This is a genomic window from Pseudomonas sp. 5C2, from assembly GCF_034314155.1.
Taxonomy (GTDB): domain Bacteria; phylum Pseudomonadota; class Gammaproteobacteria; order Pseudomonadales; family Pseudomonadaceae; genus Aquipseudomonas.
Map to the genome: position 1 here is coordinate 1,812,420 of NZ_JAVIWH010000002.1, position 15,783 is coordinate 1,828,202.

The 15,783-nt window shown below is 59.5% G+C and carries 13 protein-coding genes; 4 read left to right on the top strand and 9 right to left on the bottom strand.

The genetic code is table 11. From position 1 onward, the window contains the following. Window position 1: 1 nt before the first annotated feature. The 3 genes from RGU44_RS08995 to RGU44_RS09005 all read right to left on the bottom strand — a co-directional run bounded on the left by RGU44_RS08995 (window position 2) and on the right by RGU44_RS09005 (window position 6,523). Window positions 2-3,775, bottom strand: coding sequence for a nitrate reductase subunit alpha (locus RGU44_RS08995; RefSeq protein ID WP_322178873.1), 3,774 nt, complete (start codon window positions 3,773-3,775; stop codon window positions 2-4). 68 nt (window positions 3,776-3,843) lie between these two features. After that, entirely contained in the window at window positions 3,844-5,241 is a 1,398-nt protein-coding gene (locus RGU44_RS09000) for a NarK family nitrate/nitrite MFS transporter (protein ID WP_322178872.1), read from the bottom strand. Beyond that, complete coding sequence (locus RGU44_RS09005) at window positions 5,219-6,523, bottom strand: nitrate/nitrite transporter (RefSeq protein ID WP_322216720.1); 1,305 nt, start codon at window positions 6,521-6,523, stop codon at window positions 5,219-5,221. Before RGU44_RS09005 ends, RGU44_RS09000 begins: the two co-directional genes overlap by 23 nt. Window positions 6,524-6,837: 314 nt before the next feature. Between RGU44_RS09005 and RGU44_RS09010 the strand changes: the two genes are divergently transcribed. From RGU44_RS09010 to RGU44_RS09025, 4 genes are all read left to right on the top strand, one after another. Then, window positions 6,838-8,640, top strand: coding sequence for a HAMP domain-containing protein (locus RGU44_RS09010; RefSeq protein ID WP_322178870.1), 1,803 nt, complete (start codon window positions 6,838-6,840; stop codon window positions 8,638-8,640). Next, window positions 8,637-9,284, top strand: a complete 648-nt coding sequence (gene narL / locus RGU44_RS09015) for a two-component system response regulator NarL (RefSeq protein WP_322178869.1) — start codon at window positions 8,637-8,639, stop codon at window positions 9,282-9,284. Before RGU44_RS09010 ends, narL begins: the two co-directional genes overlap by 4 nt. An 86-nt stretch (window positions 9,285-9,370) precedes the next feature. Beyond that, the gene (locus RGU44_RS09020; protein WP_322178868.1) at window positions 9,371-10,048 is read left to right on the top strand and encodes a Crp/Fnr family transcriptional regulator; all 678 of its coding nucleotides are present in this window, start codon (window positions 9,371-9,373) and stop codon (window positions 10,046-10,048) included. An 80-nt stretch (window positions 10,049-10,128) separates the two neighbouring features. Further along, window positions 10,129-10,539 carry a putative zinc-binding protein gene (locus tag RGU44_RS09025; protein ID WP_322178867.1) on the top strand — a complete coding sequence of 137 codons (411 nt, stop codon included), beginning with the start codon at window positions 10,129-10,131 and terminating at the stop codon, window positions 10,537-10,539. 137 nt (window positions 10,540-10,676) lie between these two features. On the opposite strand, the gene ubiT is transcribed toward RGU44_RS09025, so the two are convergent. The 6 genes from ubiT to pdxH form a co-directional block, all read right to left on the bottom strand. Beyond that, window positions 10,677-11,147, bottom strand: a complete 471-nt coding sequence (ubiT, locus tag RGU44_RS09030; RefSeq protein WP_322178866.1) for a ubiquinone anaerobic biosynthesis accessory factor UbiT — start codon at window positions 11,145-11,147, stop codon at window positions 10,677-10,679. After that, window positions 11,141-12,031, bottom strand: coding sequence for a U32 family peptidase (locus RGU44_RS09035; protein WP_322178865.1), 891 nt, complete (start codon window positions 12,029-12,031; stop codon window positions 11,141-11,143). The genes ubiT and RGU44_RS09035 overlap by 7 nt, the downstream gene beginning before the upstream one ends. 10 nt (window positions 12,032-12,041) lie before the next feature. Continuing rightward, window positions 12,042-13,037, bottom strand: coding sequence for a ubiquinone anaerobic biosynthesis protein UbiU (ubiU, locus tag RGU44_RS09040; protein WP_219060025.1), 996 nt, complete (start codon window positions 13,035-13,037; stop codon window positions 12,042-12,044). A gap of 131 nt (window positions 13,038-13,168) precedes the next feature. Then, a complete protein-coding gene (glp, locus tag RGU44_RS09045; RefSeq protein ID WP_322178864.1) occupies window positions 13,169-14,404 on the bottom strand; it encodes a gephyrin-like molybdotransferase Glp in 1,236 nt (411 codons plus the stop codon). Beyond that, the gene (moaB, locus tag RGU44_RS09050; protein WP_322178863.1) at window positions 14,401-14,955 is read right to left on the bottom strand and encodes a molybdenum cofactor biosynthesis protein B; all 555 of its coding nucleotides are present in this window, start codon (window positions 14,953-14,955) and stop codon (window positions 14,401-14,403) included. The genes glp and moaB overlap by 4 nt, the downstream gene beginning before the upstream one ends. A 136-nt stretch (window positions 14,956-15,091) precedes the next feature. Continuing rightward, window positions 15,092-15,739: a pyridoxamine 5'-phosphate oxidase gene (gene pdxH / locus RGU44_RS09055; protein WP_322178862.1), complete on the bottom strand. Its 648-nt coding sequence runs from the start codon at window positions 15,737-15,739 to the stop codon at window positions 15,092-15,094. Window positions 15,740-15,783: the final 44 nt, after the last annotated feature.

Genomic DNA, 15,783 nt, shown 5'->3' on the forward strand with positions numbered 1-15,783 from the left:
CTCAGTTCTCCTCGATTTCGGTCGGCAGGGGACGCGGCAGGTCATCGCCTGTCGAACCATCGAGCCAGTCGACTTTGGCCATCTTGCGCACCACGACGAATTCATCGCGGTTGCAACCGACCGTGCCGTAATAGTTGAAACCGTAGGCTTGCTGGGCGTAGCCACCGATCATGTGGGTTGGCTTGAGCACAACGCGGGTGACCGAGTTGTGATGACCGCCACGGGTCTTGGTGGTTTCGGAACCGGGTACGTTCACGATCCGTTCCTGGGCGTGGTACATCATCACCATGCCTTCCTTGACCCGCTGACTGACCACCGCCCGGGCAGTCAGCGCACCGTTGATGTTGAAGCACTCGATCCAGTCGTTGTCTTCGATACCGGCGCGTTTCGCGTCGATCTCGGAGAGCCAGACAATCGGCCCACCACGGCTGAGGGTGAGCATCAGCAGGTTGTCGCTGTAAGTGCTGTGGATGCCCCATTTCTGGTGCGGAGTGATCCAGTTCAGGACGATTTCGGTTTCGCCATTGCTGCGCTTGCCTTTCACCCCTTCAATGGTGCGGGTGTTGACCGGCGGCCGATAACTCATCAGTTGCTCACCGAACGCCTGCATCCACGGGTGATCCTGATAGAACTGCTGGCGACCGGTGATGGTGCGCCATGGAATCCCTTCGTGAACGTTGGTGTAACCGGCGTTGTAGCTGACGTGATCGTCTTCGAGTCCCGACCAGGTCGGGCTGGAAATGATCTTGCGCGGCTGCGCCTGAATGTCGCGGAAACGAATCGCCTCGTGAGCCTTGGACAGCGCCAGATGGCTGTGGTCGATCCCGGTGAATTCCGACAGCGCGGCCCAGGCCTTGACCGCCACCTGGCCGTTGGTTTCCGGCGCCAGGGACAGGATCACTTCAGCGGCATCGATCGCCGTGTCGATTTTCGGCCGACCCTGGCTGATACCGGCTGCGCCTTCGTGGTGATTGAGCTCACCGAGGAATTTCACTTCATCGTCGGTGTTCCAATTGATGCCCTTGCCACCGTTGCCGTTCTTCTCAAGCAATGGCCCAAGGGACGTGAACTGTTTGTAAATGTTCGGGTAGTCACGCTCCACCACGTGCAAGTTCGGGGCGTTTTTGCCTGGTTCCGGGGCCACGCCGGCACTTTTCCAGTCGGTACCGCCGAATGGCTGGGCCAGTTCGCCGACGCTGTCGTGCATCAGCGGGATGGTCACCAAGTCCTTTTCAACGCCCAGATGCCCTTCGGACATGCTGGAGAACGCCTTGGCGATGCCTTTGTAGATTTCCCAGTCCGAACGCGATTCCCAGGCCGGGTCGATGGCTGCCGACAACGGGTGAATGAACGGGTGCATGTCCGAGGTGTTCATGTCGTCTTTTTCGTACCAGGTTGCCGTCGGCAACACGATGTCCGAGTAGACGCAGGTCGAGGACATGCGGAAGTCCAGCGTGGTGACCAGATCGAGTTTGCCGATAGCGCCCTCGTCCACCCATTCCGCCTCTTCCGGCTTGCAGTCGCCAACCTTGCCGATATCTTCGTTCATCACACCGTTTTTGGTGCCGAGCAGGTACTTGAGCATGTACTCGTGGCCTTTGCCCGAGGAGCCCAGCAGGTTGGAGCGCCAGATGAACATGATGCGCGGGAAGTTCACCGGGCTGTCCGGCTGTTCGCAGGAGAACCGCAGGGAACCGTCCTGCAACGACTTGACCACGTAGTCTTTGGGGTCCATGCCAGCCGCAGCAGCGTCACGGCAAATATGCAGCGGGTTGGTGTTCAATTGTGGCGCGCTGGGCAGCCAACCGGCGCGTTCGGCGCGGATGTTGTAATCCAGGGCATGTTCGGGGAACTGACTTTTATCGGCCAGCGGCGAGAGCACGTCGTGCATGCTCATTTTCTCGTGACGCCATTGCGAGCTATGGGCGTAGAAGAAACTGGTGCCGTTCATTTGCCGTGGCGGACGATTCCAGTCCAGGCCGAATGCCAGTGGCAGCCAGCCGCATTGCGGACGGAGTTTTTCCTGACCGACGTAGTGCGCCCAACCGCCACCGGTCTGGCCGACACAACCACACAGCATGAGCATATTGATCAGCCCACGGTAGTTCATGTCCATGTGGTACCAGTGATTCATCGCCGCGCCGACGATGATCATCGAGCGACCCTTGGTCTTGTCGGCGTTGTCGGCAAATTCACGGGCGATCTGGATGGCTTTCTCACGGCTGACGCCGGTGATCTGCTCCTGCCAAGCCGGAGTGCCGGGTACGCTGGCGTCGTCGTAGTCCTTGGCCACGTTAGCGCCACCGAGGCCTCGATCGATCGCCAGATTGGCCGCCGACAGGTCGAACACGGTGGCGACTTTCGCCACGCTGCCGTCCGCCAGAACCACGTTATGCACCGGCACACGCCGGTATTGCACCGCATCGCCTGCCACGTGCTGGAAGTGTTCGTGGGACTCGCCGGCAAAATACGGGAACGCCACTTCGGCTACGTCATCACCGATCAGGCTCAGTTTCAGATCGATCTCACGGCCTTCGCCGCCTTCACGGGGAAGGATGTTCCACTTGCCCTTCTCGCCCCAGCGATAGCCGATGGAACCCTGAGGGGACACCAATTCGCCGCTGACATCCAGGGCGATGGTTTTCCATTCCGGGTTGTTTTCCTGGCCGAGATTGTCGGTCAGGTCACTGGCGCGCAAGAAGCGGTCCGGCTGGTAACCGGCGCCCGGCGCCTTGTCGACCATTTGCTTGAGCAGCACCAGCACCGGCAGATCGGTAAAGCGCTTGGCGTAGTCAGTGAAATAGGCGCTTGGCTTGTCCAGGTGGAATTCTTTGAAAATTACATGGTTGAACGCCTGGGCCAGCGCCGCATCGGTGCCTTGCTTGGGGTTGAGCCACAGATCGGTGAGCTTGGCCACTTCCGAGTAATCGGGAGTGATAGCGACCGTTTTGGTGCCCTTGTAACGGACTTCGGTGAAAAAGTGCGCATCCGGGGTACGGGTCTGAGGAACGTTGGAACCCCAGGCAATGATGTAGTTGGAGTTGTACCAGTCGGCCGATTCCGGCACGTCGGTCTGCTCGCCCCAGACCATTGGCGACGCCGGTGGCAAGTCGCAGTACCAGTCATAGAAGCTCAGGCACGCGCCACCTATCAGCGACAGGTAACGCGAACCTGCGGCATAGCTGACCATCGACATGGCCGGGATCGGCGAGAAACCGACGATCCGGTCAGGGCCATATTGCTTAATGGTGTAGACATTGGAAGCCGCGATGATCTCGTTGACTTCCTCCCAGTTGGAACGAATGAAACCACCCATGCCGCGTTTGCTTTTATAGGAGTCGGCCTTGACCTTGTCCTCGACGATACTGGCCCAGGCTTCGACCGGTGCCATAGTCTGCCGCGCATCGCGCCAGAGTTTGAGCAACGGCTTGCGAATTTTCGGGTACTTGAGCCGGTTGGCGCTGTAGATGTACCAGCTGTAGCTGGCACCACGCGGGCAGCCACGGGGCTCATGGTTGGGCAGATCATTGCGGGTGCGCGGGTAGTCCGTCTGTTGGGTTTCCCACGTGATCAGACCGTTTTTGACGTAAATTTTCCAGGAACAGGATCCCGTGCAGTTCACCCCGTGGGTGGAACGCACGATCTTGTCGTACTGCCACCGCGAACGGTAGACGTTTTCCCAGTCGCGGGACTCCTTGCGGGTTTCTCCATGACCGTCGGAAAACTCGTTTTGCTTGCGATTGAAAAACCGCAGTTGATCCAGTAAATGACTCAAGGTGTATTCCTCTCAGGCTTGCCGCGGGGTCTGTGCCCCGCCCACGCAATGGTTGGATTCGGGTCGTGTCAGCAGGGCGTCGCGGCGCCCTTGCGGGCGTACCACCACCAAGTCACCACAATGCAACTCAGGTAAAAGCCGACGAACATGTAGAAGGCCATCTCCGGGCCGCCGGTCTGCGCCATCGAAGTGCCGAAGGATTTGGGAATGAAGAACGCACCGAAGGCGCCCATCGCAGAACTGAAGCCGAGCACTGCAGCCGACTCCTTGCCGGCATTTTTCATCGCTTGTTCGCGGATGGCAGGCGCTTGCCCGGCGGAGAACTTTTCATGAAGGGTGCGGAAGATCACCGGGATCATCCGGAAGGTGGAGCCGTTGCCCACGCCCGTGGTGATAAACAGCAGCATGAACATGCCGAGGAAGCCGTAGAAGTTGCCACCCGAACCGTTCTGCGGCAGAAAGTGCAATACGCCGAAGACCATGACGATCATCAGGACGAAGTTCCACAAGGTCACTTTCGCGCCGCCGAGCTTGTCCGCCAACCAGCCGCCCAATGGGCGCACCAAGGCACCGACCAAGGGGCCGAGGAAGGCGAATTTCAAGGCGATGACATCCGGGAAGGAAGTTTTGATCAGCAGCGGAAAAGCTGCGGAGAAGCCGATGAACGAACCGAAGGTTGCCAGGTACAACCAGCACATCAGCCAGTTGTGCTTGCGCTTGAAGATCACTGCCTGCTCGCTGAACGAGGCTCTGGCGCTGGACAAGTCATTCATGCCGAACCAGGCAATCAGCGTCACCGCGACAATGAACGGCACCCAGATAAACCCTGCGTTCTGCAGCCACAACTGGCTGCCGTCTGGCAGGACTTGCGGTGCCCCGCCCATGAAGCCGAACACACCAAAGGTAATCACCAGCGGCACACAGAACTGCATCACCGAGACGCCCAGGTTGCCCAGCCCGGCGTTGAGGCCCAAGGCCGTACCCTGCTGGGACTTGGGATAGAAGAAGCTGATGTTGGACATGCTCGAAGCAAAGTTGCCGCCGCCGAAACCGCAGAGCAACGCAATCAGGACAAACACGCTGTAGGAGGTGCTCGGGTCCTGCACGGCAAAGCCCATCCAGATCGATGGCAGCAACAGCGACGCGGTACTCAGGGCGGTCCAGCGGCGGCCGCCGAAGATCGGCACCATAAAGGAGTAGAAGACCCGCAAGGTTGCGCCAGAGAGCCCAGGCAATGCCGCCAGCCAAAAAAGCTGATCGGTGCTGAAGCTGAAGCCAATGGCGTTCAAACGCACAATCACCGTGCTCCAGACCATCCACACTGCAAAGGCCAACAACAGCGCGGGAATGGAGATCCACAGATTACGTGTAGCGGTTTGTTTGCCGGTACGCCCCCAGAACGCGGGGTCTTCCGGGCGCCAGTCGTGAATGACCGGGCCTGAATCAGGCTTTTGCAGAACGGACATGTTCTTCTCCTTGGGCAATGCTGGAAAACGGGAATGGGGTCACTGGCGGCTGCTTACCGAGCCACGGACGTTTGCGGATTTCGCTGAAATACATCCAGGTGAGAGAGACCCAGACCACGCCATACATCAACATGAAGCAGGAGGAGCGCACGCCGGTCAGGTCCACCAGCGCGCCGAACAGAATCGGCAACACGAAACCGCCCAAGCCGCCGGCGAGGCCGACAATGCCGGACACCGCCCCCATGTTTTCCGGGTAATCGTTGGCGATGTATTTGAAAACCGACGCCTTGCCGAACGCGAAGGCGATGCCCATGACGAACAGCAGCACAGTGAATAGCGTGGGGCTCAAGCCGATATGAAGGTTCAGCGGGCCGTTGATGGTCTGCACCTGCAATTGGGTCTGGGGATACGAGAGCAGGAACAAGCAGATCCAGCTGACCCACAACACCCACCAGGTGACGCTCTGAGGCCCCCAGCGATCCGACATCCAGCCGCCGACGGCGCGCAGTACGCCGCCGGGCAGGGAAAAGCAGGCTGCCAACAGAGCCGCGCTTTGCAAGTTGAAGCCGTATTCCTGCACGTAGTATTTGGTCATCCACAGCGCGAGGCCGACGTAGCCGCCGAAAACGATCGAGTAGTACTGGCAGTAACGCCACACCGCCGGGTCCTTCAACGCGCTTAGTTGTTCACGCAAGCTGGCGCCGGTGGCGCTGCGATGGCCTTTGTTTTCTGAGCTCAAGAACCAGAACAGCAGTGCAGTGATGAACAGGATTGCGCTGTAGACTTTCGGCACCAACTGCCAGCTGCCGGCAGCGATAAGCGCAGGAGCCAGAAACTTGGTCACCGCAGCCCCGGCATTCCCTGCACCGAAGATGCCCATGGCGAAGCCCTGATTCTCCTTGTCGAACCATTTGGCGACGTAGGCAATCCCCACTGAAAACGAGCCGCCGGCGAGGCCAACGAACAAGCCCAACGCCAAGAACTGCCAGTAGGCGGTGGCGTGGCTGATCAGATACAGTGGCGCCACGCAGGCCAGCATCAGCAGGAAGAACACGCTGCGCCCGCCGAAGCGGTCGGTCAGCAGGCCCAACGGCAAACGTACCAGCGAGCCGGTCAGCACCGGGGTTGCGGCGAGCAGGCCGAATTGGGTTTCGTTGAGCTGGAGAAGCTCCTTGATCGGCACGCCGAGCACGGCAAACATCATCCAGACCATAAAACACACGGTGAAGGCCAGCGTACTCATACCCAGCACTAGCCCTTGTTGCACACGCGGTTGGGTCACAACGCTCTCCAGTCAGTTATCCATGGCTGGAGACTAGTGAGGCGCACCCTGCAGAAAATTGACCCACATCAACGAAGCCCATGGCGGTATAAGCCTATGCTGATGGGCGCTACCTCCAAGGAGGTAGTCCAAAAAGACAATAAAACCCTATATTTATCAATATATTAACTTCGCCTTCAGACGTTTTAACCGACTGGGAGCGGCCGACAACTCTTTAGAGGTAGTGCGCCCGGGATCGGCTGCAAAACCACCCGCAGCCACCATTTGGAGTTCTACATGCCAGGTTTCCTCATCTTATTTCTGGATCGGCGCTGATGCTGCGCTGGTTGCGCAGCTCCCTGCCCGCTCGTGCGGCGCTAGCGGTAATACTGATCGCCATCCTGGCCCTCGCCAGCTCCCTGAGCGCCGGGCTTATCGCCTGGTTCAGTCAAGGCGATGCGGCGGCCATCAACACCGCCGGTTCCGTGCGCATGGAGACCTACCACCTGAGCTGGAAACTGGCCTCTGGCGCAACCGCCGAAGAAATCTCGAGCATCACCGACAGCCTGCAACAACGGCTGGACAGCCAGTCACTCAAGGCTGTGCTGGAAGATGGCCCGGCAACCGCGCTGCAGACCAGTTACCAACAAATCCAGCAACGATGGAACGCCGATTTACGTCCGGCGCTGGAGCGTGGCGACTCGGCGTTTTTCCAGGCCAACGCCTTGCCTTTCGTCGAGCAGCTGAACCAGTTCGTCAGCCTGTTGCAGCAACAAAGCGAACACAAACAAGGCTGGCAGCAGGCAATCCAGGGCATGGCCTTGTTCACCACCATCTTCATCCTGCTGATCGGTCTGTACGAGTTGCAGTACGGCGTCGTAAAGCCCTTGCAAGAATTGGTGGATGCCACCAAGCGCTTTCGCGACGCTGACTTCAAAGTGAGGGTCAACCATCAGTCGCAAGATGAGCTGGGCCAGTTGGCCATGAGTTTCAACGCCATGGCCGAAACAATCGAAGAGTCGCACCGTACTCTGGAGAGTCAGGTCCAACAGAAGACCCTGAACCTGCAACAAGCCAATGCTGCCCTGGAACTGCTGTACCAAAGCAGCCGCAGCCTGGCTACGCGCCTGGCCAATGCCGAAGGGCTGGATGAACTGATCCGTCGCTTCCAGCAACGCCTGCCTGGCTTGCGTCTATCGCTGTGTTTACGCGGCGCGGTACAGGCACCCGCCTCGCACATGCTCGCCCTGCATGGCGAAAACCAGCGGGAAGTCTGTGCCAGCAGTGAATGCGCCACCTGCCAGAAACACACTAAATCGAGTCCGAAAACTTTCAGCATCAGCAACCAGGGCAACGAACTGGGTGAGCTCAAAGCGTATTTTGACGACGGGCATCGGGCACAGAGTTGGGAGTCCCAACTGATCCAGGCGTTGGCCAACCTGATTGGCACCTCGCTCTCGCTCAAACGTCAGCGCGAACAGGATCATCGCCTGCTGCTGCTCGAAGAACGCACCATCATCGCCCGCGAGCTGCACGACTCACTGGCCCAGGCGCTGTCGTACATGAAGCTCCAGGTCAGCCGCATGCAAACCCTGATGCGCCGTGGCGAACCGGTCGAAACCCTGGAAACAGTCACCGCCGAACTGCGCGAAGGGCTGAACAATGCCTACCGCCAGTTACGCGAACTGTTGACCACCTTTCGCTTGCAGATTCACGACGAAGGGCTGGTGCAAGAACTCAAGGACACCGCCCTGGAGTTCTCCCGCCGTGGGGATTTCCTGGTGCACCTGCACGTCGATACCCTGGCCTTTCAACTGTCGGCCAGTGAGCAAATCCACATTCTGCAAATTACTCGCGAAGCGCTGTCCAACTGCTCGCGCCACGCCCATGCGCAAAACGCCTGGCTGCAACTGCGTCAGGATGGCGAAACCGTCAGGCTCTCGGTCGAAGACGATGGTCGGGGCTTCAGCGGCAATACCGACAAGCGTGAACACCACGGCCTGACCATCATGGAAGAACGCGCCCGCAGCTTGCACGGTCAACTGCAAATATGTTCCCGAGTGCCGCAAGGCACCCTCGTCCAACTGGAATTCCAACCGGAGTTTCTCGGGCAGCAAACAGAAGGTAGCGTTTCATGAATTTGCCCCTGCGACACAGAATCCTGCTGGTGGACGATCATCCGATGATGCGTCATGGCATCCGCCAAATGCTCGAACTCGAGGATGATTTCGAGATCGTCGGTGAAGCCGGAAACGGTGAGGAAGCACTCGCGCTCATAGAGCCGTTGCAACCCGATCTGATATTGCTCGATAACAACATGCCGCAGATGAATGGCATTGAAACCCTGCGGCGGTTAAGGGCCACGCACTACACGGGAAAGGTGCTGCTGTTTACGGTGTCGGACGCCGAAGATGATATTCGTGACGCGCTGCGCCTGGATGCCGATGGCTACCTGCTCAAGGACATGGAGCCCGAACTGTTGATTCAATACATTCGTGATGCATTGAACGGTGCACTGGTCATCAGCCCCGGTCTGACTCGGGTCATGGCCCAAGCACTGCGTTCACCACCACGCCAGACTGTGGTGGAACTGACCGAGCGCGAACGCCAGGTACTGAAAACCATTGCCAGCGGCTTTAGCAACAAGGTCATCGGGCACAAGCTGGGCATCACCGAAGGTACGGTCAAGGTTCACGTCAAAAACCTGCTGCACAAGCTCGGCTTGCGCTCGCGGGTAGAGGCGGCCGTGTGGGCCATGGAGCATCTGCGCAGCACCAGCTGACGGACATCCCTCTTTGGAGGTAGACCTGCGGAGGCATAGGCCGAAGGGTCCGCGAGCTCTACCATGACCGCCAGCGGAGGTACGCCATGCTGACCCACCCTTCAATCGTTTTAATCTTGCGCCGTCACCACCTGTTCAGCCAATTGCCGGAAAGGGTCTTTCAGGACGTCTGCAATCTGGCCAATCTCAAACATTTGGGCTGTCACGCCACACTCATGCACCAAGGCGATCCGGCCAAACGTTTTTTTTTGCTGGTCAGCGGTCAGATCAAGCTGCACCGGGTCACGGGTGAAGGTCAGGAAAACCTGGTGGAGATCATCCATGCCGGGCAAACCTTCGCCGAAGCCTTGCTGTTCAGCCAGGCCAGACTCTACCCGGTGAGTGCCACGGCGCTGAAGGACTGCGTGCTGGTCAGCATTGAGGGCAGCCATTACCGCAACGCCCTGGAAGATCAGCCGAAGATCTGCCTGGCGATCCTGGCGAGCATGAGCATTCACCTGCACCAGCGCCTCAAGGACATTGACACCCTGACCCTCGCCAACGCCAGCCGACGGGTCATCAATTTCCTGTTCCAGGAACGGGACCCGGTCAACGGCCAGATCGTCTTGCAGGTGTCCAAGCGTCTGGTGGCGTCGAAACTGGGGATCCAGCCGGAAACCTTCTCGCGCATTTTGCATCGTCTGGTCGAGAGCGGCCTGATCACCATGGAGCGCCGCAATATCCGCATCCTCGCCGAAGAGGATCTGGCCGCCTACCAACAGTAGCCGCCCCCGGATTTGACCATGGTCAAGGCACAATGCTGCCAGCCTTGCACACTGGCAGAGTCCATCAGTGGAGAATGTTCATGCCCGATTCAACCCTGCCTTTGGTCTACTCCTGCTCCGGCTGTTCGAATGTCGCACAACTGGCCAACACCTTGGCCTTGCGCCTGGATCGCGCAGGCCTGGCCGAAATGTCCTGCATCGTCGGTGTCGGCGGCCATGTCGCGCCGCTGGTCAACAAAGCGCGCTCGGGACGGCGGATCCTCGCGCTGGACGGCTGCCCGCTGCAATGCGTCGAAGCCTGCCTGAATCAGCACGGCCTACACGCCAATGTGCACCTGATCCTCAGCCATCACGGCCTGCGCAAACGCTATGGCGAGGACTGCACCGAGGAGCAGAGTGATGAGTTATTCGAGGAGATCAAACGGTTGATCGTCGGGGAGGATTGTGAGGAGAAAAACCGGATAATCGTAGCCGCCGAGACGATGGTTTGAGGATCTGGCAGGGTCTTGATGCAATGAAAATCCAATGTGGGAGAGTGTACATCTGCGAAAGATAGCCGGCTGTAAGGCCGCCTTCATCGCAGGCAAGCCACACACCGAATCTGCGTAGGTCACAGCAATGCAGATTCTCACCCCGCCGCCAACCCCTTCCCTGCCCGCTCCAGATTGCGCCACAACCAAACAGGCAATACATCAGGGTCCAGGCTATCGATCAGGTTCTTCAACGCCAACCCCAATTCGGTATCCCCCTCAATCACCAGACGCCTGCGAAAAAACAGGGTGTCAGGGTCCTCCTGACGACTGGCCAGGAGTAAAAACTCCCGCCAGTTGCCACTGATGGTCACTTGCGCCTTTGCTCGCTCGGCGATCTGCAATCCCTCACGCCCCAGGGTCAGGTACCAAGACAAGCTCAGATCTGGAATCCGCAGGCACATCCAACGACCCCGTAGCAGTTCAAAACTGCCGTCGCGCAGCGGCTCGGCGAGGCAGCGATTGAGCGCTTGCTGCAACACCAACCGCTGTACGGCAAAAGGCACTCGGTGCGCCAGCGGCAACAACCGATCAGCACCTTTCAATAACCATTTTTTTCGGTTCAACACAGGCCTGCCTCCTCGACGCGCAACATGCCAGCCTGGCCATGCCAATAACCATTACAGCCCTCAACGAACAGCGGCGGCGTCTCGCCCAGGCGAACCCGTTGATAGGCGGCAATCACTTCCTCCATGCCCTGGGCTCGCGGGCTCAGGCGCAACAGATCGGCACCGCAGGCCACCAGTCCGGAATAATCAGCCAGCAGGTTGGTCACGTCGGCCGACATTGTTTGAATGCCGTTGATGGTGAACAACGGCTGGCCTTCCTGACTGCTCAAGGCCAGGCCGTCGGGGTAGTTGATGCAGCAAAACTGACAGTCGTCCTTGGGTCGGTTTTCCGCCCTGGCGGTAAAGCAGCGTGCGGAATAGGCCAGGGGCAAATGCCCATAGGCAAAGATTTCAACTTCCGGCACCTCACGTCCCAACTCGCGCACCTGCTCGATCACATCGCCAATCAGCGCCGCCGAACACTCCACCGGTGGCACCCAGCGGGTCATTCCGCAGTCCAGCAGTTGCGTCAGCGCATGGCCGTTGTACAGATTGAGTGCCGGGCCACCAACAAAGGGCAGCTTGCGCTCGGCCAGAAACTGCACCGCGCCCATGTCGTTGGCTTCCACCAGCAACTGGCCGTTGTCGCACAGGCGGCGCAGGCTGGAGAGCTCGGAGGCTGCTTCGATCAGCGTCAGGCTGGAAAGCACCATCTGCGCCTGGCTGCACTCGTGCAACTCGCGCCCCAGGCCCAGCCATTGATCCAATGAAAATGCCCGGCGTTTCGAACACACGGTTTCCCCCAGATAAATCACATCCAGAGGCAAGGCCGACATCTCGGCGTAAAAGTTACTGAGTTGCTCTTTGTCCCAATAAAACAGGACCGGTCCCAAGCTGAGCTTCATGTCCAGTCCCTCATTGCCATGATCGATGATAAGCACCCAATGTGGTCTGGCTGCCTTCGGACAAACCGGCCAGCACCTGACGCCATTCATCCTTGACCCGAAAGCTGCCCGGCGAGCCGCGATGGGCATCCAGGGCGGCGCGCCAGACGCGGGTGACTTGTTCCACATAGGCGGGGCTGCGTTGGCGACCCTCGATTTTTACCGCTTCGACGCCGATAGCCGCCAGTTCCGGCAGCAGATCCAGGGTATCGAGACTGGTAGGTTCCTCCAGCGCATGAAAGCGCTTGCCACCCACCAGAAAACGGCCTTTGCACAAGGTCGGATAACCGGCGGGTTCGTCAGGGGTGTAGCGATCGATCAGGACTTCACTGAGGCGTGCGCTCAGGCCTTGGGCGTCTTCGCTCCAGCGTACTGCCTTGGCCGGCGAACAGACGCCACACAGGTTCGGCGATTCGCCCGTGACGTAGGAGGAAAGGTGGCAACGCCCTTCGGCCATGATGCACAAGCTGCCGAAGCCAAAGACTTCAATGGGCACCGGACTGCTGGCGGCAACCTGGCGCACTTGCGTCAACGACAGCACCCGAGGCAGCACGGCGCGGCGAATACCGTAGCGCTGCGCATAGAACGTCAGCGCCGCGGCATGGGTTGCCGAACCCTGAACAGACAAGTGCAGCGCCAGTTGCGGGTGACGCTGACTGGCATAGTTGAGCACGCCAGGGTCGGCGGCGATCAGCGCATCCACGCCGAAGTCGGCGGCGCGATCCACCGCCCGCTGCCAGCGCTCCCAGCCCTTGGGCTGAGGGTAAGTATTAACCGCGACGTAGAGTTTGCGTTGATGTTGGCGAATGAACGCGACTGCGGCGTCGAACTGTTTGTCGTCCATATTCAACCCGGCGAAATGCCGGGCATTGGTGTCATCACGAAAACCGACGTAGACGGCATCGGCGCCTTGGCGCACCGCCGCTTTAAGCGCAGGCAGGTTCCCTGCCGGGCAGACCAGTTGCATGGGTAATCCTCATGAAAGAACTCGTCTCGACCCTCGGCGGATACCTGCCGTCCGCAGACTCAGAGCAGTCGAAAATGCGCTGCCAGTCTAGCGAGACCGGTAGACAGGGCATTGACGGTGATCAATTGCTATCAATGCATCAGGTCGGCGAAGGACAGGAACATGACGTTGTCATGCTTGAGAACCTGCTGCCCGCACTCGATCACGGCAAGGCCGTCGGCCCAGCAGGCGGCGCTCAACATGGCCGAACTTTGCTGAGGGTGCAGCTCCACGCTCAATTGCCCATCAGCGCCTGGGGTCAGCTTTGCCCGCAGATACTGCCGACGCTTGTTGCGCTGCAGCCAATCGAACCCGGCCGGCACGGCCAATGGCACAGGCATCACCTCAGTGACCCCCTGTGCCCTGAGCAGAAACGGACGCACGACCACCAGCGCGGTAATCAGCGCCGCCGATGGGTTGCCCGGCATGCCTATCCAGGGTTTTCCAGCGACTTCGCCAAACGCCAGCGGTTTACCCGGCTGGATTGCCAGTCGCCAAAAATCGACGCTGCCCAGCGCTTCGATGGCCTGTTTGAGATGGTCTTCCTCACCCACCGATACGCCGCCAGAGGTCAGCAGCAGGTCGCACTCCGACGAAGCCAGGCTCAAGGCATGCCGGCTGGTCGCTAACTCATCGGCCATGACACCATAGTCATGCACTTCCACGCCCCAACCGCGCAACAACGCGGCGAGGCTGTAACGATTGCTGTTGTATATCTGCCCCGGCGCCAACGGTTCGCCTGGCTCTCGCAATTCATCTCCGCTGCTGAGCAGGCACACCTGCAACGGTCGGTAGACCTCGACCTGCGCGATTCCGGCACCCGCCAGAAACCCTAGCTCTTGTGCGCGCAAACGCTTGCCCGCCTTAAGCAACAGATGCCCTTGGCGTACTTCCTCGCCCTCCTTGCGCACATGCTCGCCAACGCTTACCGGTGGGCACCAGACTTGCGCGCCCTCGACCCGGCAACGTTCTTGCGGCACCACGGTATCGGCTCCCGGTGGCAATGGCGCTCCGGTAAAAATCCGCACCGCCTGTTGCGGCAACAATGGCGAGCTGTCGCTGGCCCCTGCGGCAATCCGTCCAATCACCGACAGATAACCGCCCGCCGGTGGCAGGTCAGACGCCTTGAGGGCATAACCGTCCATGGCACTGTTGTCCCAGGCCGGCAGGTTTACCGGGGAATGGATGTCACTTGCCAACACTCGCCCCAAGGCTTGATCCAGGGGAATCTTTTGCACCGGTGGCGGCGGCCGTACCTGGCTCAGCAGGCGGCTGATGGCCTCGTCCACAGGCATCAAGTTGCCGCTGTCGCACACCGGGCCGGTCATGAGCGTGCCTCGCAGGCGTCAATCACCTGCTGCGCCTGCTGCTTCAAATGTGGCGCGAAATTACATGGGCCGGTGCGACTGTCCAGTTGCCCGAGCAGGATCTTGTCCCAGGCAGTTCGGCACGCGCCCGGTGAGCCCGGTACGCAGCACACCAGCACCCCATTGCTCATCCCGGCCAATGCCCGCGACTGCAGACTGGACATGCCGATTTCCGCCAGAGACACCTGACGGAACAGTTCACCGAAGCCTTCCACATGTTTATCCAGCAAGGGCAGGACCGCTTGCGGCGTGTTGTCACGTGGAGTGAATCCGGTGCCGCCGGTCATCAGTACCACTTGCACCTTGGGGTCGGCGATCCAGTGGGAGAGTTTTGCGCGGATCTGATAAATGTCGTCCTTGACCAGATCACGGTCGATCAATACATGCCCGGCCGTTTGCAACAAATCCGTCAGCGTCTGTCCCGAGGTGTCGGTCTCAAAGGTTCGCGTATCGCTGATGGTCAGTACGGCGATGTTCAGCGGTTGAAACGTGCGTTGCGCCAGATGGGCCATATCCAAGCCTTCCCGTAGATGAGGGTATGGCCCAGCCTGAACCGGAATCCAGATCGAGCCTATTCCTCCAAGGAGGTACCTCGACAGGGCAACGGGTCAGTGCCGGCCGGCCAAGTATCCGGACGATCTTTTGGGCTCAAGGCGCCAAACGATTTCGTTGCCACACGCCATTCTGCAAACGGTAGTCGAGACGATCATGCAGGCGATCAGCACGCCCCTGCCAGAATTCAAGCCGTTCAGGATGCAGGCAGTAACCGCCCCAATGCTCGGGTCGCGGCAACGTCTGGCCGACGAGGTGCTGTTCGGTTTCTGCCAATAAGGATTCCAGCGCTGCCCGACTCGCCACTGGACGGCTTTGCGGTGAAGCCAAGGCACCCAGACGGCTGGCCAGCGGGCGGGAGTCGAAGTAAGCATCCGAGAGCTGCGGGTCGAGCCTGGACACCTGGCCTTCAATACGAACCTGACGTTCAAGACCGGGCCAGAAAAAAGTCATGGCAGCACAGGGATTGCTCGCCAGTTGCAGCCCCTTGTCACTCTGGTAATGGCCGAAAAACGTAAAGCCTTCATCGCTGAAACCCTTGAGCAGCAGAATCCGGCAATGTGGTCGCCCCGCGCTGTCAACCGTCGCCAAGGCCATGCTATTAGCCTCGACGGGGGCACTCTCGGTCTCACGGGCTTGTTGCATCCACTGTCGGAACAAGGCCAAAGGATCGTCTATCGCCAGATCGTCTTGCAGGCCATCACGGGTGTAACTACGGCGCATTTCAGCCAGGGAAAGGGGCATGGTGGTGATCTCCAGAAGGTTCTGCCCAGTGTGCAAGCCACTGC